Below are 22,080 nucleotides of genomic sequence, written 5' to 3'. Positions count from 1 at the left end.
TTCCTATGGCCGTTACGAGGAAAGGGGACTTACGATCGCTGTTGTCCCTTTCCACACCTAGGTACGATGCTCTCCTCCGAGCACGGTTGTCTTCTGCGCCAGCCCCAGCAGGTCGCGGACATCCTGCTCGGTCAGAGCACCTGAAGCGTTCTCGCCGGGTTCCATGATTTCGGCGACGAGCGCTTTTTTCTTCTGCTGCAGCTCGTACATCTTCTCTTCCACCGTTCCCCGCGCCACCAGTCGAATGACCTGCACCACACGTTTCTGCCCGAGCCGATGCGCCCGGTCCTCTGCCTGCTGCTCCACCGCCGGATTCCACCACAAATCGTAGAGGACCACCGTATCCGCGCCCGTCAGGTTCAGCCCGGTGCCACCGGCCTTAAGCGAAATCAAGAACACGTCGCGCTCACCTGCATTATAGCGGTCGCACAGCTCAACCCGTTCCGCTGCAGGCGTATTGCCATCGAGATAGAAGTAGGGCACGCCCCGGTAACCAAGCTCCCGCGCAATCATCTCCAGCATCCCCGTAAACTGTGAAAACACCAGCAGTCGCCGACCGGAGCGTCCGCACTCTTCAACAATCTCCAGCAGCTGATCAAACTTGGCAGAACCGCCCTGATAATCCTCCAGGAACAGGGCCGGATGACAGCAGAGCTGGCGAAGCCGAGTCAAACCGGCCAGAATCCGGATGCGGCTCTTCGCAAAATCCTCCTCATCCAGATGCTTGAGCGTATCATGCCGAAGCTTGGCCAGATATGCGGCGTAATGCTTGCGCTGTTCGGGCAGCAGCTCGGACACATGAACGGACTCGATCTTCTCCGGCAGCTCGCCGAGTACCTCTCGCTTCATCCGGCGAAGCAGGAAAGGCCGAATCAGCCGGGCTACCGTCTCACGACTTAGTTCGCCGAATGCCTTGCGCTCCGGGAACAACCCTGGCAGAATCGCATCCATAATCGACCATAGCTCTTCAAGTCGGTTCTCCACCGGGGTGCCGGTCAGCGCAAACCGATACCGTGCAGCGATGGCTTTAACAGCCTTGGCTGTCTGGGTGGTATCATTCTTGATCATCTGCGCTTCATCGAGAATTAGTGTATGCCAGCCCAGCTCTGCATATCGTCCGGCATCCCGGCGCAGCAGTGGGTACGAGACAATAACCGCGTCATATTCGCTGGAACGGTCCAGCAGGCCATGCCGGTCGCTGCGGCTGCCATCGGCAACAACGACGCGCAGCTCTGGGGCAAACCGTCGCAGCTCGCTGAGCCAATTGTACATCAGCGAGGCCGGTGCCACGATGAGCGCAGGTTGACGATGCTCCCGAATCTGTGGCAGGACGGAGACGAGATACGCAATGCTCTGCAGCGTTTTCCCAAGACCCATATCATCGGCCAGAATGCCGCCAAGCCCATAGTGAGCCAACGTTTTGAACCAGCGATACCCTTCCACCTGATAATCCCGCAGTACGGGCTCGACCGTCTCCGGCACCTCGACGTCCAGCGCGTCAGGATGACGTAAATGCTCCAGCAAGAGTCGCAGCGACTTGTCCATACGAAGTGGGGAGTCTGACTGGGCATCGCTGCTCTCCATGAGATGAATGCCCCTGACGAGCGGCAGCCGGAAGACCGGCTGGCTCAGCTCTGGGAGTGGTAGGCCCGTCGCGTTGAGCGTCTGGACGATGCGCTGCATCTCCTCCGTCTCCAGCGGCATCAGCGCACCTGTCGGGAGGCGGTGGTATTTGCGTTTTTCGACTAGGGACCGGATGACTTCGCGGATCTGATCCTCGGGGATGTCATCCATCCGGAAGCGGAACTCCAACCAATGCGTCCGCTCATCGGCTTTGACTTCAATTCGCGGCGGTGGATGCTCTACAAACAGCCGCTCTTTGACTGCTGACGTGGCATAGATCCGGGCCAGCTGCTCCAGCTGCGGAACCACCCGGTACAGGAACTCATACTCCGCCTCCTCATCCTGCATAATGTAGCCGCCCTCTGTGCTGACAAATCCGGACGAAGCCATCAGCTCCAGAATCTGCGCCTCCCGCTCGCCTTCGCGGACTAAAATGCGGCCCTCGCCCCGCCGGTCCTCACGCTGCTCCAGCGGGTGAATCACAATATCGCCATACTGGAATTCTAATCCGGCCAGTAGCCGGTCACGCACCCGGTCCAGGTACACCCGAGCAGCCAGCTTGGACTGCATGACGCGATCGTTAATAGTCTGGGCAATCCTCACCTCGCCCAGCTGCATTAGTCCCGGGATCACCCGCTCCATGAACGGACCGATCTGCTGTTGCGGCACACGAATGGCATCCGCTTCCCCGCTGCTCTTCAGTACAGCTTGCAGCTCTGTCAACCTGCGGCATGCGGCTGGCTGGAGCCGGACAAGCTTGCCTTCCGCTACTGCCAGTCCGTACGAAGGCAGCACCAGCAGCTCGCGCAGCCCATCGGCAACCAGCTGGCACCCCTCCTCCTGCGTCTGCTCGAACACGAACCGGATCGGAAGTGCATCGTCCCATCGAAGCGGATGGAGCCGCTCGCCGCTCTTTAGTTTGGCATGCGAGGCAGTGGCCAGCTTGGGTCCCAGCAGCTCCCAGGCTGCCGGGGGTACGGGAAGCGTCCTCGGATCGCCAACCTCACCGGTGTACAAAGCGCCTGCCGCCTCCCGCTGGAGCCGCTCGCTGCGCCAGATCTCCAGCAGCTGCCGGAACACCTCATCCTCGGCGGGGCCGAAGCACTGAAGCGTCGGATCATAGGTGAAGTGCCGCGAAAAATCATACGCTTCCCCCCGCTCGAAATGCCGCAGAAACGCCCGCAGGTCGGGGACGACGTAACGGCTCTCGTCCCCCACCTTAAGCTCGACGCCCAGTAGGCCACTGCGGCTGCCCTGCGTGTAGGGCACAACGAGGAATTCCGCCGCGATGGGGCGGCGCGTCTCAATTAATCCGCGTTCGCCGCTGCCGGCTCGCGCCTCATACCGGAAGGCATCCAGCAGCCGGCTGACCAGCTGGAGCTCACCGGATTCCGCTATGGCTTCCTTGCTTCTCGGCTGTATCTGTGATTGTGGCGTCTCATCTTCATCTTGCTGCATGAGCATAATCTGCCGCAGGGCGGCGGCAACATGCTTGCAATATTGGTCAAATGCAAAATGGATGGAACAGGGGCAACTGGCCGCCACGGCACCGTCCGCCCGTAATTCCACCCTCACCCGGCTGCTGCCGCGGTCTTGCACCGCCGCCTCATAAACCACCCAATCCTCATCCATTTCGATCAGCGCCACGGTCACTTTGCCCGCCCGACACAGCGCCTCGCCCTTGCGGAGTGCGCTCTGCCCGCACAGGGACTGAATATTGCGCATCGTCAGCTGAACCTTCATCCGTTCCTCGCCCTTCTCTCCAAAGTAACGCCATTATAGCATACTCGCTCCCCCCATCCGATGGGTGGTCATGGCAGAGGGGCAATTCAAGTAACATTTTACCCCTGGTTTGGCGCACCCGTCGGCTTTTGCCCGATTCAAGTAACCTTTTACCCCTGGTTTGGCGCACCCACCGACTTTTGCCCGATCCAAGTAACCTTTTACCCTTGGTTTGGCGCACCCACCGACTTTTGCCCGATTCAAGTAACCTTTTACCCTTGGTTTGGCGCACCCACCGACTTTTGCCCGATCCAAGTAACCTTTTACCCTTGGTTGGCTCATCCGCCGACTTTTGCCCGATTCAAGTAACATTTTACCCTTGGTTGGCTCATCCACCGACTTTTGCCCGATCCAAGTAACATTTTACCCCTGGTTTGGCGCACCCGTCGGCTTTTACCCGATTCAAGTAACCTTTTACCCTTGGTTTGGCGCACCCGTCGGCTGTCGCCCGATTCAAGTAACCTTTTACCCCTGGCATAAAAAAAATCATGTCCTCATTCGGAAAGTGGTTTACTTACCCGAATAGAACATGATTTTGTCTTTATGGTGCATGCGTGTTGCTCCAAGGTAACCGTTACTAGAGAGCTTGACGTTCCTGCCTCCCAGCAGCTACCTACCTATAACCCAGCGCCGCCAAATTGGTGTAGCTGGTCTGGAGCGAATCGAAGGGGCTGCCCTGGCAGGTGTCCTGCTCGATGAGCAGATACTTGGTGGAGCCTGCCTTCTCAAGCGCTTTCAGAATGGCGTGGAAATTCATGTTGCCCTCCAGCACCGGGGCCATCAGTTGGGTCATGCCCTGGACCGTCATATCCTTCAAATGCACGCAAGGCAGCCGATCGCCGAGCTGCTCGATCCACTGGACGACATCCGCACCACCCGCATGCACCCAATACGTATCCAGTGTGAAGCCCATCTCGTCAGCGGCAAAATCTTCAGCCAGCCGCTCGATCAGCCGCTTCCCGCCAATTTTCTCAAACTCAAAATTATGGTTGTGATACATGAACAGCTTGCCTGCGGCCGCCAGCTTCTTGGCCGGCTCCCGGAAATCCTCGGCAAAGTGGCTGTACCACTCCGCTGTCCGGTATTTGTCCGGCATGCCGCCAATTCCGATGTAGTCGCAGCCCAGCACCTCATGCTCGCGAATCACTTGCTCGGTTTCGTTTAGCAGCCGGTCGGCGGGGATGTGAGTGAGGACAATCTTCAGAGATAATTCATCGCAGATCTCGCGAAGCCGCTCCGGGGCAATTGGCCCCAGTGCCGATGCCTGTACGGTGGTATAGCCCATTTCGGCGATTTTCCCCAGCGTATAGCGGATGTCCTGTTCCGTCTTGACGTAATTGCGAACCGTGTACAATTGAGCGCCCAACAGCATATGCATGCACCATCCTTTAGGAATCTATACTTGCTTCTTCCACTATACCGGATGGCAGACCGTTGTACATGGCTATAAGCCAGAAAGCGAAGGAGAATTAAATCTCGTATAAGGTTGCCCAGTTAGAGTCAATAAGCCCAGCCGCAGAAGTGCCTGCCAATGCCACTCTCTAGGCTGTCACACTGTCTTAAAACAGCTTAAGCAGCAGTGTCACAGCCTCTGCCCGAGTCGCTTGTTCGAGTGGCGCGAAGCGGTTGTTACCCCTGCCTTGCACCATGCCCGCATCGACCGCAGCCGCTATATGTGGCACTGCCCAGCCAGGCACATCGCCCGCATCTGCAAACGACAGCACTGCCTCCTGCGGCAGCTCAAGACCGGCGGCTCTGGCTACCATTGCAGCAATCTCTGGACGGGAGATCGGCTGATTCGCCCGGAACGTGCCATCCGCATACCCTTGGATATAGCCGGCCTCCACCGCCGCAGCTACAGCGTCACTAGCCCAGGCGGGGATGACGTCCGAGAATGGCGGGGGAGTCGCTGCATGCTCCTGATCCAGCCCCCTCACCAGCATGGCGGCAAATTCCGCACGTGTTACCTGCGACTGGGGCTTGAAGGTGCCGTCCGGATACCCGGTTACCCAGCCCTTGCCTACAGCCTGTATAATCTGCTGCTCCGCCCAATGGCCTGCAATGTCGGTGAATGCAATCCGGTCACCGGCAAGAGCCCGGACATCCAGCGTCAGACTGACCTTCTCAATGTCGGAATCGACCAGTTCTGCCTTGTACAGTCTGATCTCCGTCTGGCCCGGCGCAATCGGCGCAAAGACGAAGCGGGCCAGCTCTGCTTGCCCGTTCATACCAGGCGTGCTGCCCACTTTGGTCAGCGCATACGAGACATTGCCCTCCGTCTCGCTGCCCACGAAGCCGAAGCCCTGGACCGAACTATCAGCGCTGACGAACCGCAGCTTGCTCGCATCGTAGGCCAAATAAACCTCGTACGCATACACATCGCTGAGCTGCTGTCCCTCCACGATGACGTGAAGCTCCTCTGTTGACTGGGGTTCTACATGCAAGTGAAAGACAGCCGCAGCCGCCGCACGGGCTGAATACGGATGGAGCCACGAAGCCAGAACCACACATACGAGTATCAGGGGAATCATGTTCTTCCTCATCAAGTCTGCTCACCCTTCCATAGTATAGGGCAATGGAGACGTATCCCCATTGCCCCGTATTTGTTATTGGTCCATCCAAACATCCAGAATCAGTCGGGCAATACCGGCCAGCACCTTAATGTCGATCCGGCCCTCACCCGAGAGATCCGCTGCCTCAATTTCGTTCCACTTGCTGTCACCGGAGACCGTTCCGTAGTATTGCATGACAATGGAAAGATCCCTGATGGTAATGCGGGTCGCACCCGGAACGAGTGATACCAGACTCCTCGTAAAGACCTGAACGGCCGATTCGAGCGCGGCTGTCGCCTGATCAATGGTCGCCTGCGACGCATAGCTCTGGTTTCTAACCGCCGCAGCAGCCTGAATGGCCTGTGTCAAAGCATTCTTCGAGCCCACGGCATACTGACCGACCTTGCTGCCTTCGACCGCATTATCCAAGAGCGCCTGCGATTGTTGGAGCAGGCCGATCAGCGCAGTCTTGTCGCCTGGCACCGGCTGGACAACAATAACACTCGCTCTGAAGGTTGCCACCGCCTGATTCAAGGCTACCAGCGCAGCGTCAATCTGCGCCTGGGTGGCGCCTCCATTCTCGCTTACCGCCTCTGCAGCGCGGATAGCAGACAGCAGCGTTGCCTTGGCCCCCTGCGGGTATTGTCCAGGCGAGACGCTCTCTGAGGCACCGTCGTGCAGGGAGCGAGCGGCTCGGATCGCTTCGCTCAGCTGACTGGCATCCGCTGCGGCGATCTGGATGACATGCTGCGCCAGATCGGTATCGACCGGGATCGACTCGCCCTCCAGCGACAGCTCGGCACTGGCTATACGCACCACCGTGTCTCCAGGCTCGGCGCCTGCTCTAGCATGACCTTGCAGCTTGAACCATTCGCCATCCCCGGAGAGCGGGGTGGACTGGCCCAGAATAACCTTGATTCTGCCTTGCTCCGGCTTGATGGCTGTACCCAGCACAGCCAGTTCAGGGTGCAGCGGCTGCACCACATCCTGGGCCAGCTCCTCTCCATCATGCTGGAATTCCAGCGCAGCCGGATCATAGTGCACCTCGACCTCCACTACAGTGTAGCTGACGCTAGGCAGCGTGACTCCGATCCGTAGCTCCACCGGAACGCCGGCCCGTGCAGTCTCCGTACCCGATACCCATGCGGCAGGCACCAGGAGAACCAGGCCTTCGATGGCCTCCCGCAGCTGTCCCGTCGCCTCGTCAATCTCCGCTTGGGTCGTATCATCGCTCTCCAGCGTGGCTTGGGCGGCACTCACTGCGGCTTCCAGCAGGGCTGCGGTTTCTGACGTATACAGCGACAGGTCGATGGCTGCCGCGTCCGCCAGTGCGTCCCGAAGAGCCGAATCATCCACTTCTTCGGCTCCAGACGCCTGAACCTTGCCATAGAGCTTCAGCTCGCCCAGATTCCCGAACCAGTTGCCCGGATTGGTCAGTCTCAGATAGCGGTAGGCCGTCTCATCCGAGACGTCGAATACCTGCCACGGCGCAATGCCTTGCACGCCGGAGATCAGATTCGTCCAGTTCTCCTGGTCGTTGGAGCCCTGGAGCAACGTCCCGCTGGCACGTCCGAGCTGATCCTGACGCGCAATCAGCTTCACCTGGGACAGCTGCACCGTGCGCTCCTGAAAGTCCATGATGACCCAGCCGGCGCCGTTGTTGCCCGGACCGCGGAAGTCGGAGTTGGTCCGAATATTGCCATCGAACAGGTAGCCGACCTGCGTCAGCGTCGCCTCAGGCGAGCGGCTCGGCGTCGAATCGATGAAGCGGGCAAGTGAGGTTACCTCCTCGATGAAGCCCGGCTCCTCCAGCACCTCCACTGCCGTACCGTCCGTCGTCTCCTCAATTGGCCACCCATCCTTGTAGTTAATCGTGAAGGAGACGGGGCCAGGCATATCGGTTTTGCTGACAGTAAAATCTGCCTTCCAGTTCAGTCCATCCTCGGATTGTGCCGGGGCCGCCCGATCGAAGAGGACGACACTCACATCCTCCAGGACATTGTCCGCCACAAAGGAAAGGGTGACCGTATCCCCCACCTCTGCAATACCCGGATCGGCTTCATTGTCGGAAGCCAGCGAGGCGGTGTGAATATCCTTGCGCAGGTCCAGATCCGTGAATGTACCATACAGCCTGAGCTCGCTCAGGTTGGCATACCAGCCGCCGGAGTTGGCTGCGCGGATATAGCGGCAGGCCGTCTCCGTGTCCCGGCTGAAGAACTTCTGCAAGGCATCCGTGTTCGCTGCCGGGTCCGTCAGTTGTGTCCACTGGGTGCCATTATTGGAGCCCTCAATGCGGACGCCGGCAATTCTGGAGCCCCACTGCGGCCTGGCCAGAATCTTCGCGCGATCCAGCGTGAAGGTCGTCCCCACGCCAAAATCGAACATCGCCCACTGATTGCTGCCCTGCCATTCGGTATGGGTGGTTGGCTTGTCGTCGAACCAGACCGAGATGATATTTTTTGCCGTCTGTCCCGTATTGCCATTATTCAGCGTGACATTCACGCTCTTGCCGAGAATATCCGCCGCTGGAATCGGCGTTACGGTGTCCAGCGCCTGCTTCAGGTTGTAATATGCAGTTCCCGCTTGTGCCTGCGTAGGTGAAGGCAGGGCGACGATGGCCTGGGATGCGGTAAGCGCATCTATGATGATGCTCCAGCCCTCCGGCGTGTAATCGTCCTCTTCGAGCGCCTCGGCGACCGGGTGCAGAGCGCGAGCCTCCTCGATGAGTCTCGCAATGTAGGCGTCGGACGCCAGCACCGTATAGTTCACCATGAAGACGGACGTATCGATTCCGTCTGGAGCAGTGGCTGCCAGCGTGATATAGCCTTCACCCGCTGGCTGCTCCGCAGGCACCTGCCAGGTCAGCTCTCCCGAGTTGGCGTCATAGGTTGCCGTACCGGGGAGACTCGTCGGCACCAGCTCGAGACGGCTGCCGGACGCATCGAACGCTTGCACCTTGTTCTCATACGTCGCGCCCGGATAGAGTAGAATTTCGCGTTCACTGTGCTCAAGCTCCAGACGCGGATAGTCCCCGCCCTCGCCAAGCAGGAAATCCTGCAGCTCTACCGTTCCGCTGTCTGTGCTGGAAGCTGTGAAGCGCAAGAAGTTGGTGACTCCCGCCTGAGTTTCATACCTGCTGTCGGCAAGATGGTATTGAATCGTAATCCAGCCGTCCTCACCCAGTCCATCGGTCTTCGGAATACTGTACTCCGCAACCTGACCCACCGGATTGCCCAGCATATTCACCTGCAGCCTCGCGTCGGTATCACTTTTCACCTTGATGCGCAGCGCGGGACTGCCAGTTTTGAAATCCACATTGCTGTACGTGATGGAACTGCTGGAGCTAGGGGCTACGCCCAGCTTGACAGAGCCTTGTCTGCCCTCCTCCCGCACCGCCTCGCCTTCAAGATGATAGGTGTAGTTGCCGCCGCGCACGGGTACAAAATCGTTGTTGCTCATCTCCGGCATCGCGACAAACGTATCAATCGTGATGGAGCTGTCTCCCTCGTATACCAGGTACAGCTCATTGTCGCCGCCGTTGCGTCCGACCACTTGCTCCGCTTCACTATGGGTGAACGTGAGCCCGCGCATCAGCTCGCCTGTGCTCTGCAGCTCGTAGGTCTTGAACGGTGTCCCTTCCGGCGAGCCGAGCATCAGCTTCAGCGAACCGCCGCCCGTGCGGGCGTTCACCAGGAAGCGACTGATGCCCCTGTCAAAATCCATGTTCTTGAATCCAATGTAGCCTCCGTTGGTCAACGTCACTGTGCCATCCGGCCTTTTCTCCGAGGCCGCCCGGCTGAACACCTGGGCATCCGCAGCTCGCGTCTCGAAAGCCAGTGTAGACGGAGCAAACTTGAACCACATCGTATTGCCGTGGAAGTTATATCCGTTAGCTGAACCGTAGAAGTAGAAGTAGACGGTCTTCTTGCCTGTCAGCAGCTCCGGCCGAGTCGTCAACTGGCCGACATTGGTTCTGAAGATGTTGTACCAGGTCGAGTTGATGACCTGAATCGACCCAGCCAACAGAGAGCTGTTGTAATGATTGACGGTTGGCTTCTCCACATAGGGGCCAACCCGGACATCGATGCTGCCGCCGATATTGGAATTCATGCCGAAGCTGATGACCAATTGATCCGCCAACTGCTGCGGAGTAGAGCCAAACTGGTCAAAATCGACCGTATAGGCTGTCCAGGCGCCATTTTTGACATTACTCGTGGCAAACCGCGTGACCCCATCCTCGTCTACGAAAGGCTCCGTAATGACGCCGCCTTCCGTACCGCCGGTCGCAGTGTAGCTGTAGCCTGGAATTCGATTCCACAGCTCATAGGAATCGTCTGCCGGCTCCGGCGCTGCAGGAAGGCCTGTTCCGGTCTGGCCAAGGCTGACTGTCCAGGGTGTCGTCAGCATCTCGTCGATGCCTACCGTGCCTGACGCTTCATAGGCGGCATCAATATAGTTATACAGGCTGCCGTATGTATTGCCGCCGTACAGCTGCAGATATCTCCCGTCCTCATGGTTCATATAAAGGTCGTTTCTGACATCTTCAGCCTCGTACCCTTGCTGGTGCTTGTAATAATTGACGAGACCTCCGTAGGCATAGAAGATTCTTCCTCTCCCATCGGTCGTAATCTTGTCGAAGGGCGCCTGATCGCCTGTGCCGTTCATATTCGGCTGCCAGATGACATCGCTGCCCAGATTGTACTTGGCGAAGTAGGCGGCATACTTCAGCAGCTTCTGGTCATGCACCTCAAACAGATTGACGCCGCCCGCCTCGGCAGGCGTGAACTCGCCTTCTTCATTGACCAGCGTGCCCTGAATGTACGATGTCCGTGCCATGGCCGCCCATGGCCGCATGCTGTCCTGCGCATGAGGAATATCCCGGCCCATCTCCACCTGCTGCCCGGAAGGCAGAATCATGGCGTTGAGGGAGTGGTTGTAGGTCATGCCCGAGACACCGACCTGGGCCTTGTTATGGACGATGCGTTCAATCGCTTTTTTGTACATCTCCAGATCGTCGAGATAGATGGCAATCGCCATGTAAGCCTCCGTACCGAAGTTGCCCTGGTTGAAGTAGCCGTCGGTCCGGTCAACTCCGGGAATCAGAAGCCGCAGCATCCGCTCGAAATTGGCCAGCTCGGTTTCGCTTCCCCATCCCGCGCTCGGCGTGTAACGGAGAATTTCTGCTGCCATCACAAGCATCGGGCCTGCTATGCCGTTACGGATAATATCCCGCTTGGCATCCGCCTCCAGCGTGCTAGCCCAACTGTTCAGAATGGACTTGGCCTTCTCTGCGTAGGCGTCATCGCCGGTAATATACCACATTAAGGATAAGTTGTAGGCGGCATTCCCGTCGCGAATCAGCGCATAGGTTTCCCTGTCGCTCGTCAGCGTCGTGAACGGACCGCTCATGACATAATCCAGACTGGCAAACGCGCTGTTGCGGAACACCTCGAAGGATTCCTTCCACGGCGACATCCCCTGCCAGATCATATCGCGCATCACGTTCAGATCCTCCCGACTGATGTAATAGCCGGGGTGGACAAGTCCGGAGTCCGAACGAACGACCAGATCGTCGTAGTCTCGATTGTAATCTGGATTAATCCAGCTGCTATTCTGCGGAGTCGGTACTGTGGATGTATACCCCTCACGCGGCGTATCCGGCGCGGCTTGCGCCTTGCTGCCTCCAGTAAACGACAAGCTCTGTAACAGTAAGAGGACGGCCAAAACGCATGCGCCTGTTTTGTTCAGACGATTTCCCATTTGCTGTTCATCTCTCCTTCTGAATGAATTTTTGAAACGCTTTCAAATGTCCATTCACACTCTATCATGCTTCCTCTTTCAACAAAATGAAGTTTTTTAAGGCGGAGGTCAGGTTTTTTAGGCATCTCTGCTAGGCATTACAAACTCCCTGCAGACTAAACTGCAGGGAGTTTCTTAACGATTTACAGATGCAGCAGCAGCTCAAGAATGACTGCGGCCTGGGCCCGGGTCGCTGTGGCCCGCGGCGCGAATTCACCGCCTGGCAGACCATTGACGATGCCAGCTTGCTGCATGGCACTGACGGCCTGGCGCGCATAATCTGCAATGGCATCCGCGTCGCCGAAGGCGGCCGTCCCTTGATTGGTGTCCAAGTGGCGGCCTGCAGCCTGCAGTGCGCGATAAGTCATCACCGCCAGATCCTGACGGCTAATCGAATCATGGATACCGAATGAGCCGTCCTCACGGCCCTTGACGATACCGAGTGACGATGCAATTCCAATTGCCTCGGCATACCATGCCCCGTCTTGAATATCGTTAAAGGCGTTAAAGGTACCCGTACTGGCTGCTTGTTCCTCCAGATCCAGCAGACGAACCAGCAGCTGTACGAATTCAGCGCGAGTGACCGCCTTGGCAGGGTCGAAGCTCTGCTCCGTTACGCCTTGGACCACGCCTCGCGCGGCTAATGCGGCAATCGCGTCAGCTGCCCATGGGGCAGCGTTCAGATCGGTAAAGGACACATCGACATGCAGGGCTAGGAAGCTACCCAGTTGCCTGGTGTCGAAGGTGATGAGACCTGTCCCGGCGTCATAACGACTATTCTTGATAAGATAGCGCTGGCCGTTATCCGCCAGCTGATAGACCACGATCTGTCTGGCGTGCTCCCCATCCTGCAGAGAATAAGGATAGGACACACGGATTGGGCCGTATTCAGCAGTATTCCTAATCGTCTCGTTGCCGACAAAGATACGGAGGTCGATGGCAGCTCTATTCGTCTTGCTCACTTCGATGACCGCATCCGCCCCATCGGCGTCCAGCAGGGCGATCGGCAGGTCAAGCGAGCCCTGCTTCGTACGTATATGGATGAAGGCAACCTTGGCTTCCACAGCCGCTCGGATCTGGTAGGCCTTCAGGTAGAGGGCTACCACGGCGGCGGTCTCCGCGCCAGCCACTTCAATGACGAGCCGGTTGCTCCGAGCGTCGGACAAGGCCTTCTCATAATCGGCTTCGCCGATAATGACAGACGCCTTGCCTTCCTCATCAATCGTCACTTCGGTCACCAGATCGGGCTGCTGCTCCTTGTCAGGAGGAGTTGGAACGCTGCCTGTTCCATTGCCATTGTTGCTGCCTGTGCTGCCTCCGGTTCCTTTTACAGTGAGAACAAAGAGCTTGGTATCCGTGATCGTGCCTGAGGACAGGGTTGCGGTCAGCGTCACTTGCTGATCCTGTGCTCCGCGTGTCACCTTACCCGAATTGGATACCGCAGACGGTTGACTGGAGGACCATGCGATGCGGCTACCCTGCTCCCCTTCGCCTGGTAGCTCCAGATTGCCAGTGACGGAATCGGCCCGGTCCCCTGTTGCATATCCGAGCTGCAGCGCGGCCTTGTCAGCGGCGATGATTGTCGAGCGGTCCGCTACATAATCCCCGAACATCTCCAGCTCCGAAAGATTGCCGAACCAGGAGCTGGGATTGATGATCCGGATGTAGCGGTAGTAGGTCGGATCATCGATCAGCAAGCCCTGCCAATCCCATACCAGGCGAGTCCGGGGCGAGATGACGTTGAAGTTTACCCCGTCGTTTGAGCCTTCGACATAGGCGCCCATCATGCGATCGGCCAGATTGGTCGTCATTCTGGGCACGACTTCGACACTGCTCAGCGAGACGCCGCCGTCGCCAAAATCAAACCGATAGAAGACGCCATTGCCTGCGCTCGCGTTATTGCGGATGTCGATAAACGTGTTCGGATTCTTATCAAACAGATTCGGTCCGATCACCGAACCGAGGTCCGTAGACCGGTTGAAGCTGAGCGTCGCTTTGTCCAGCACGTGATCGATCCGGCGGCTGACATCCGACACCAGCACAGTTGACAAGTCTGTGGTGTCTACCATCGGCAAGCCTTCAGTTTCCGCCCCGCCGTTCTTTCCGTCCAAGTACGAATAGTTGATCTCAAAAGCCGCATTGCGGCTTGCATTCCCTCTCGCTGCGGCCTCGGTCAGTGTGACTGTTGCCTTATAGTTGAGCTCATCTACCTGCACGACATCGGCATCCAGCCCGGCGATCGTCACATGTATCGAGGACAGCGGTTGCTTCGTTCCGATATCGAGCGTAATGGCATCCCCTGCAACTGCCTTCTTCACCGGCACCTGCGTGTTGGCGCTATTGGAGAGATGCTGTGTAAGCGGAGCAGCATCCGTTCCGATCGATACTCGCTCCAGACGGCTGGGAATCTCTGACCGGTCGCCGAAGATACGAAACTCGCCGACGCTCAGGATGTTGTTCGCCCGGCCATAACGGTCGGTCGTGTCCAATGTTGATACCTTGAAGTACCGATAGGCCTCTCCCATATACGCCTCACGTACCTCAAGCGTCTGCATCTGGGAGCTGTAGGCCGCTTCGCCTGTCAGCTGCACCCAGCTTTCTCCATCATGCGAGCCGTAGACGATCGCGCCTGACATGCGGTCCTGCCAGTTATTGCGCGGCTGCATGGCAAACGCCGACGGTGAAACGCGAAAGTTTGGCCCGAAATCCATCGTGAAGTATTTGTTCGTCAAGTCGCCGCTAAACGAGACGGTATTGTTATCGATTAGATAATCGTCGTACCCTGTCCGCAGGGACGTCGTCACGTTCGCGGCAACAAAATTCAAACTGTCGTCGCCAAGTCTCGGATTAAGCAGCCGCAGTCCATGGACTGCGCGCGCCAGCCGGTCCAGTGCTGCATAAAATACCTCGTCCGAGCTGTCATCGGCAATCGCCCCCAACTCCTCGTAGACTTGCTCGAAATATTCCAGTGAGGTCGACTCATAATCGGTGTCTTCGTCATAGCCGGAAATGACATCCGCAATCGCTTCCCCCCGACTGCCGGACACCTGGATCGTCAGACGAACTGTTGTCACTGCTGTTCCGTCCCCAGCTACCACGAGCGCTTCATAGCTGCCGGCATGCGCAGCTTCAACCGTCCAGTTTAGCCTGCCCATAGATGGATCGAGCACCGCGCCAGGCAATGAATCGCCTTGTAGCTCGTATGTGATCGTATCCGCGCTGCTGCTGTCTGTTGCAGAGAAGTCGTATTCGACTGTACTGCCGGCGAACAGCGACAAATTCATCCGGTCTTCCGTGATGTTGTTGAAGGTCGGCGGCGTCAGAAACTGGTCGGCCCGGATATCCATATAGTCGATATCGACCTGGGTGCCATCCCCTACAAGATTGAAGTAAGCCAGGAAGGTCCGGTTGGAGAATTCACCATAGGAGACCTGGCTCTGCCCCATGTCAAACGAGATATACTGCCATTCTCCTTTTGTATCGGGGAGGTCCAGCGTCTGGAACGGTGCCATCTCGCGCTCGCGCTTCAGCTCCAGCTCGGCCCGACCGTTTGTGCGGATCTTCAGCGCAACGCGGGCAGTATCATTGCGGTTGATGAAGAATAGCTTGTATGCCGCAAACAGCGTGTGATTGTCGCTGGCCTCCGCCCGGATGAAGCTGCTCTCCCCTTCTGTCACGGTACGAATAAGATCCGTGTCGTACACCACTGCATTGGATCCGTCAAGAATACTGTAGCCTTCCTCCAATTGGATCTTATAGCGATTCTCATGAGCGACAGGCTCTCTTACGAATCGGACCATGCTGTCCTCAGCCTCATCGGCGACGGCCTCAGGAATGTGCAGCCACCAATCCGCACCGGTCGCTCGCCGGGTAACATCGCTATCAGATCCGGAGCCCGCAAAATAAAAATTTGGCGCGACCCGCTCCTTGAAGCCTTTCATAAAATAAGGAGCGATCGCCTCCAGCTCTTCATCCGAATAGCCGAGTTGATACCTGTACACGTAGTAGAGATTCCACCCCGTTTCGGCCGTATACATGATACGTCCTTTGTATTCATCTGAGACGATTGCATATATGCGGGCCGGATCAGCTGCCGTCTCCATGGCCGTGATTGCTGGCGTCCATTGAATATCGTACCCTTGCTGGAACTGGAAGAAATAATCGACTCCCGCAAGAATCCGATGATTGAGAAAGGCATAGACCGACACCCCTTGATCGTCCTCGGTTACGGTGCCATCTACCGGATGGACACGTGTTCCCTGTGCTTCGATCATCCGGGACAGCGCGATCATATTGGATACGTCCCCGTCACTGTGGGCCAGGTCGCGCCCCATCTCCACCAATTGGACATGCGGCTCTACCGGCTCGCCTGTCTCGTCGTTTTGCGTCATTTCCCGGAACAGCCAGTAAATGGAGCCGGTATAGGTTTTGTCAGGCGCCGTATCATTGACCGTAAACCATTCAATCGCTTTGTCGTAGTTCGACTTGTCATTCTTGAAAATATACGAAGCGATTGAGCCGTATAACGGATAATTATGCTGGTTCATGAACTTGTCGTTGAAGTCCAGGAATGTCCGAACCGTCGGGTCGATGACGTTGTCCGTAAATTTCTCTGTATCTTCCTCTGTCCACTGCCACTCTTCGGAGGAGGTTGTGTAACGCAGAATCTCTGCCGCCATCACCATGTAATAGAGTGGAATCCCCGTATGAATATGTGCATCTGCAAAATATTGATATTGGTTAGGGTCCATCTGCTGCCAGATGCGGAGAATCCGCATCGCATTGGAGCGGTAGACCTCATTGCCTGTAACATAGTACAAGAACGCTTGCGTAAAGGCCCGCTTACCGTCGGCAAATGCCATATCCTTGACGTTGCTCGCATTGTAGCTATTCTGTCGGACGGTTACGCCATCCAGCGAATTACTCATGGTGAAGCTCGTTTTGGCCTGATCCGTCTCCAATAAAGCTACGTAATAACTGTACCAAGGCTCCTGCTGATTATCGATCTGATGCCGTACATTCTCCAGCACCTCCTTCGTGAAACCGACTCCTGGGTGGATGAAGCCCGTTTCGCTCACGACGCTAATAATCTGCACCTCTTGTTTTAATCCGCTGATGGCTTCCTGGACGGCAGCGGTCAATCGATCCAGTTCCTCCTGTGTGATACCTGCTCCATGCTCCCCTTCCAGTTCATCGATGGCCGCCTGCCCTTCCAGGCAGGCTTGCATTAGCAGGTTCCAAGCTGCTTCAGCATATGCCCCTTGACCACCCTGGACGATTTCCTGCGCACGGCCCAGTTGATAGAGCAGATCGTCCGTGAAGAGCTCGCCTGGCTGCCGCTTTGCGCCATAGAGCTTTAACTCGGCTACATTGAGATGCCAGCGGTTGTCGTTGGTCACCTTCAAATACCGATATGTCCCGCGTTCGGTCATCGTCAGTGTCTCCCACTGTCCTGTCGCTGCAGCGCTGCTGCTGATCTTATGCCAGGTCAGGCCATCATGAGAGCCTTCAAGATAAGTACCCGCGAGTCTGCCAACCTGGTCTGCTCTGGGCAGGATGTAGGCGCGCGAGGGCGATACGGCCCGGCCTTCGCCCATATCAATGACGAGGTAGGGTCCGAACCCGGTATTGTCCGGACCATTCCAGTTCGCATGCGTGCCGGTGTTGTGGTCCATCATGGCCTGTGCCAGCGATAATCCGGATGGTGTGGCATGCGTGCTGTAGTCCACCGTGAGTGTGCCATCCGTCCCTTTCACGGGAATTCCAAAACGTGAAGCATCGGACAGGAGGTCAAGATAGTCTGCCGGCTCCCGTACCACGACGGCGCTCCCATCCGTTGTCGCGGTAGCGGGAACGCCTACATTGCCGGCTTCATCCGTATAAGTAATCGCAAAGCTGACCGGCTGTGCAAAGGCATACGGGCTCACGGTATGACTCACTGTCCATGACAAGTTGTCCGAACTCGTCGCCTGTGCCGTAGTCCCACTTATGATTGCGTTTACATTTTGCAACGGAGTCATTGCTTGAAACGTCAACGTAACCGTATCGCCGGCTATAGCCATCGCCTGATCGGCATTGCTGCTCGAAATCGATACACTCTGAATCAAATCAGGTATCGCTTCCAATTCACCGAACAAACGAAGCTCGCTAAGATTGAAAATATTATTGTGTCCATCAGCCGTTATTTTCAAATAGCGGTACGGAGTTGTCTTATACCCTTCGCCCACTGGCAGAACCTGTTTATCCATCGTCGACACTGCACGACTGGTTGTAATCTCCGTCCATTGCAGCGCGTCCTCCGATCCTAACACCCGTGCGCCATTAATCCGCCCCGGGAAGCTCTGAGTCTCGCTGTTGCGGCGAGCCTGCAGATGAACCTCCGTGAGCTTGACGCCGTTGCCTGCCCCAAAATCAAGGGAGAAGGAACGTTCGGATTGCTCCCAATACAGGTCTCCGATATGCGTGATATCGCTTCCATCTGTCAGATTGCCAATATTAGCGATCGGACCAACAGGGTTGCGTGAGATGCTGCCGGTCGCTGCAGCGAGCAACGGATAGTTAAGCGACCCGTCAGACAGATAGGTCTCTTCAGCAAAGGCCGGGGCTGCCGGCAGCATTGGCACCAGCATGGCGATTGCGAGCAGCAGGGCTACCCATTGCCTTGACCTGAAACCCTTTGCGTTTTTGTTTCGCTTCATTTCATCATTCCCCTTTATGGCAAGTTTGACGTTCCCTGAGCGCAAAGAGCGAGCTCTTGCAAACCTAGCAAGAGCCCTTAATCCCACTCACTTATCCTTTAATCGCGCCCGAGGACACACCTTTAACAAAATACTTCTGCAGCGTCAGGAAGGCGATCAGTACCGGGATAAGCGACATGGTCGTACCCGCAAAGATCATATCCCAACGCGAGGAAAACTCACCGACATAGTAGAACAACTCGACGATCATCGTCTTCGGCTGACCGGACGGCAGCACGAGCATCGGCATCAGAAAGTCGTTCCAGATTCCCAGGCCCTGCAGCACCACCATACTTGCCGTAACCGGGCCAAGCAGCGGGAATACGACGCGCCAGAAGATGCCCATTCGCGAGCAGCCATCAATCTGTGCCGACTCCTCGATCTCCCGCGGCACGCCCTTGAGGAAGCTCGTGAACAAGAGAACGCCGAAGCCGACCGAGCCTGCAATATAGATCATGATTGGACCGGCAAGGTTGCCGAAGAGCCCCATCGCCTTCAACTGCCTGAACAGCGGAATCATATACACCTGGAACGGCACCATCATGCCAAACAGGAAATAGATGTAGACGCCGCTGGTCCATCGATTGCCCGTCCGCTCGATAGCGTAAGCCGCCATCGGGATAATGACAATCATGGCGATAATGGAGCCGATCGTCAGAATGGCACTGTTCAGGATCGCGCGCGGATACTCCGTCTCTGTCAGCAGGTAAGTAAAGCTCTCCGTATAAAAACCCTTCGGCAAGGCAATGGCATCTCGCAAAATCTCCCCATTGGTCTTGAAGGCCGACATCAGATTAAAGAAGATTGGGAACGCAAAGATAACAGCAATAACCAGCGTGACAGCAAACAGAATGACATCGGAAGCCTGGATTGGTTTTTTGATTCTTGCCATCTACATTTGCACCTCCCTCTTGCGGAGCACACGAATCTGAATTAAGGAGATGATTACGATGATGAAGAACAATACGATACCCAACGCTGTACCGAAGCCCTGTCTTCCCTCACCAAATGCCACCCGATATATAATGTACGTTAACGTCTCGGTCGCAAAGCCGGGACCGCCGTTGGTCATGACAGCAATCTGGTCGAACAGCTTGAGCGAGTTAATCATCGCCAGCATGATGCAGACGGTCATCGCTCCGGCAAGCAACGGGAAGGTAATATGACGGAACTGCTTCCATCTCCCGGCACCGTCAATACTGGCCGCTTCCAGCAGCTCCTGCGGAATGCCTTGAAGGCCTGCCAGATAAATGATCATATAGTAGCCTGCGGATTTCCATACCGTTGACAAGATAATCGAAGCCATCGCATAATCCGGATTCCCCAGCCAATCGGCCTTGATGGCGCTCAGCCCCGTCATGTCCAATAATTGGTTGACCACGCCGAAATTATAGTTCAGGATAATCATCCAGATGAAGCCCATGATGATTCCGCTCATAAGAACGGGGAAATAGAAAATACTACGAAACAAATTGCGGAACCATCTAACTTTATCTACAAGTATTGCTAATCCCAGTGCAACGACATTTTCCAGTACAACTAGCGCAATGGCCAGCAGAATGGAATTCCAGATGGCATTGTGCACCCGGGGACTATTCCAGATTTCGCGAAAGTTCTCCAGCCCGATGTAACGGATGTCGGGATTAATCCCGTCCCACGAGGTAAAGCTTAGGCTTATACTGCTGAATGTCGGCCACATCACAAATGTGGTGTACAGTACAAACGCCGGCAATATAAACCAGAAAGCATAACCTAGCCGCCATGTTTTCTTTTTTTTCTTTTCCAGTGTGGCGTCCATGTTCTCTCCTCCTGCCTTCCATTAAGAAATCCCACAAATGAAGACAACCTCTGCCACTCGGGCAGAGGTTGTCTTCATCATTACTCGCCTGAGTCACTCAGTTGATGTTAAAGCGCATTGGCTCTGACGTTGTTGTCATATTCGGTATCCGCTTGCTTCATGTACTCTACGATATCACCGTCTTTGACAACGAGATCCTGCAGCTGTTTGTAGAACCAGTTACGGAATTGCGGCGGAATCGCATTCTCGCCAAACCACTGATTAATCATCATTGATTTCTCAATCGAAGAGTCCGCAACAATATCCAGAACCTGCTGCATCTCTTCACTCGTTTCAATCTGAATCTTCTCGGCAGTCGACGGAATGCTGCCGCTTGCTTCAAGGAACGGCTTGTAGTTCTCTGCATCGAAGAAGAACTGGACAAAAGCCGTGAACGCTTCAACCTTGGCCGGATCCTTGGCTGCTTCAGCCGACAGCGACCAGCCTGCCAGGGTAGGCAATCCATTGACCGTTACTTTGCCCTCTCTGTCCGGAATCGCGTAGAAGCCAAATTCAAAGTTAGGATCGGCTTCCTTGATCTGCGTGATCATCCACGGACCGGAGAACAGCTGAGCCGCCTTGCCCGATACCAGAATGGATGCGGTCTGATTGTCGGCCGTGCTGAGCCAGCCTTTATCTACATACGTGGTGAACAGATCCTTGTAATCGGTAATCGCCGCTACGACCTGCTCATCTGTGAAGCTTGCCGTCTGAGCCGTGCGCTTCGAGTTCCAGTCCGGGTCGTCAGCATAGACATGGTTGATCAGGAAGTAGTTGACCCAGAAGCCCATATGGAACAAATCCTTACCGCCGACCACGATCGGCGAGATGCCGGTTGCCAGCAGTTTCTCCTGAATCTCCAGGAATTCATCGTACGTTTGGGGCAGCTCGGTTACACCAGCATCGGCATAAGCTTGCTTGCTGTACAGGATGCCGTTAGGCGCATTGGCCGCAATCGGTGCGTTGTAGAATTTGCCCTCGTACTCCGGCAGGTAAGCAAAGAGATCATGCAGTTCCTCCGGCAGCTCGGCCAGCTTGCCAGCATCGACAAACACCTTGGTGTCGCGCATCTCGATGATGTCCGGGAACTCGCCCACCGCGTCCTTCGTCTTCAGCCAGTCAAGATATGAATCGCTTGTCGTTTCGCTGTAATTGGTAATCGTGATGTGCGGGTATTGCGCATTAAAGTCGTCCAGCATGTCTTCGAGCGCTTTTTTGCCTGCCGGGTCTCCGGTTGCATAGCCGATGGAGATCGTGACCGGATCTGGGCTGTTGTCTGGCGTTTCGGCGCCTTCCACAGGCGGATTGTTCGTCCCCTGATTAGCTGGCGGATTGTTCGTGACGTTATTGCCGCCGCAGGCCGACAGAACCAGCGATCCGGCTAACAACAGCGTACCCAGTTGCACAGATTTCTTACTCATCTGTTTGTGTGCCTCCCTTTTAGTAAACCTTTAGTTGATGTGATTGCCTTGATACAAGATTACCATTACAACTGGTGGCGTTGAATGAAGTTTTTTAAGCCTTGTGTGCGGCATTTTTAAGCATTCCCCAAGGTGTAGCACCAGGAGACTTTCCAGGACGCCATAATTCTAAAAAAAACAGACCTAGTCCCTTAAAAAACTTCATGCCGGTTTTAACAGCGCTATGATACGCTTGCTTCGACTCCGAACTTACTGATGGCAACGCAACTGCACCCTTTTGACGGAGGATCCTTCAAGAAAGGAGGCCATTGGAGTATATTATTTTGTTA

General features: G+C 56.0%; 8 protein-coding genes. All 8 read right to left on the bottom strand.

The genetic code is table 11. From position 1 onward, the window contains the following. Positions 1-57 precede the first annotated feature (57 nt). Positions 58-3,366, bottom strand: a complete 3,309-nt coding sequence (locus F556_RS0125450; RefSeq protein ID WP_020619835.1) for a DEAD/DEAH box helicase — start codon at positions 3,364-3,366, stop codon at positions 58-60. Between the two features lie 652 nt (positions 3,367-4,018). After that, positions 4,019-4,783, bottom strand: a complete 765-nt coding sequence (locus F556_RS0125445) for a sugar phosphate isomerase/epimerase family protein (RefSeq protein ID WP_245583136.1) — start codon at positions 4,781-4,783, stop codon at positions 4,019-4,021. Between the two features lie 181 nt (positions 4,784-4,964). Then, the gene (locus F556_RS35175; protein ID WP_020619833.1) at positions 4,965-5,936 is read right to left on the bottom strand and encodes an S-layer homology domain-containing protein; all 972 of its coding nucleotides are present in this window, start codon (positions 5,934-5,936) and stop codon (positions 4,965-4,967) included. Positions 5,937-6,011: 75 nt separating this feature from the next. Beyond that, complete coding sequence (locus F556_RS0125435; RefSeq protein ID WP_020619832.1) at positions 6,012-11,717, bottom strand: discoidin domain-containing protein; 5,706 nt, start codon at positions 11,715-11,717, stop codon at positions 6,012-6,014. A gap of 182 nt (positions 11,718-11,899) precedes the next feature. Beyond that, positions 11,900-18,454: an S-layer homology domain-containing protein gene (locus tag F556_RS36640; protein ID WP_020619831.1), complete on the bottom strand. Its 6,555-nt coding sequence runs from the start codon at positions 18,452-18,454 to the stop codon at positions 11,900-11,902. Between the two features lie 91 nt (positions 18,455-18,545). Continuing rightward, positions 18,546-19,385 carry a carbohydrate ABC transporter permease gene (locus F556_RS0125425; RefSeq protein WP_020619830.1) on the bottom strand — a complete coding sequence of 280 codons (840 nt, stop codon included), beginning with the start codon at positions 19,383-19,385 and terminating at the stop codon, positions 18,546-18,548. Beyond that, a complete protein-coding gene (locus F556_RS0125420; protein WP_020619829.1) occupies positions 19,386-20,291 on the bottom strand; it encodes a carbohydrate ABC transporter permease in 906 nt (301 codons plus the stop codon). Between the two features lie 107 nt (positions 20,292-20,398). Then, positions 20,399-21,751, bottom strand: a complete 1,353-nt coding sequence (locus F556_RS0125415) for an ABC transporter substrate-binding protein (RefSeq protein ID WP_020619828.1) — start codon at positions 21,749-21,751, stop codon at positions 20,399-20,401. Positions 21,752-22,080: the final 329 nt, after the last annotated feature.

The organism is Paenibacillus daejeonensis DSM 15491, from assembly GCF_000378385.1.
Classification (GTDB): Bacteria; Bacillota; Bacilli; order Paenibacillales; family Paenibacillaceae; genus Paenibacillus_D; species Paenibacillus_D daejeonensis.
Note: the sequence above shows the minus strand (reverse complement) of the source record. Positions and strands in the feature narration are given on the sequence as shown.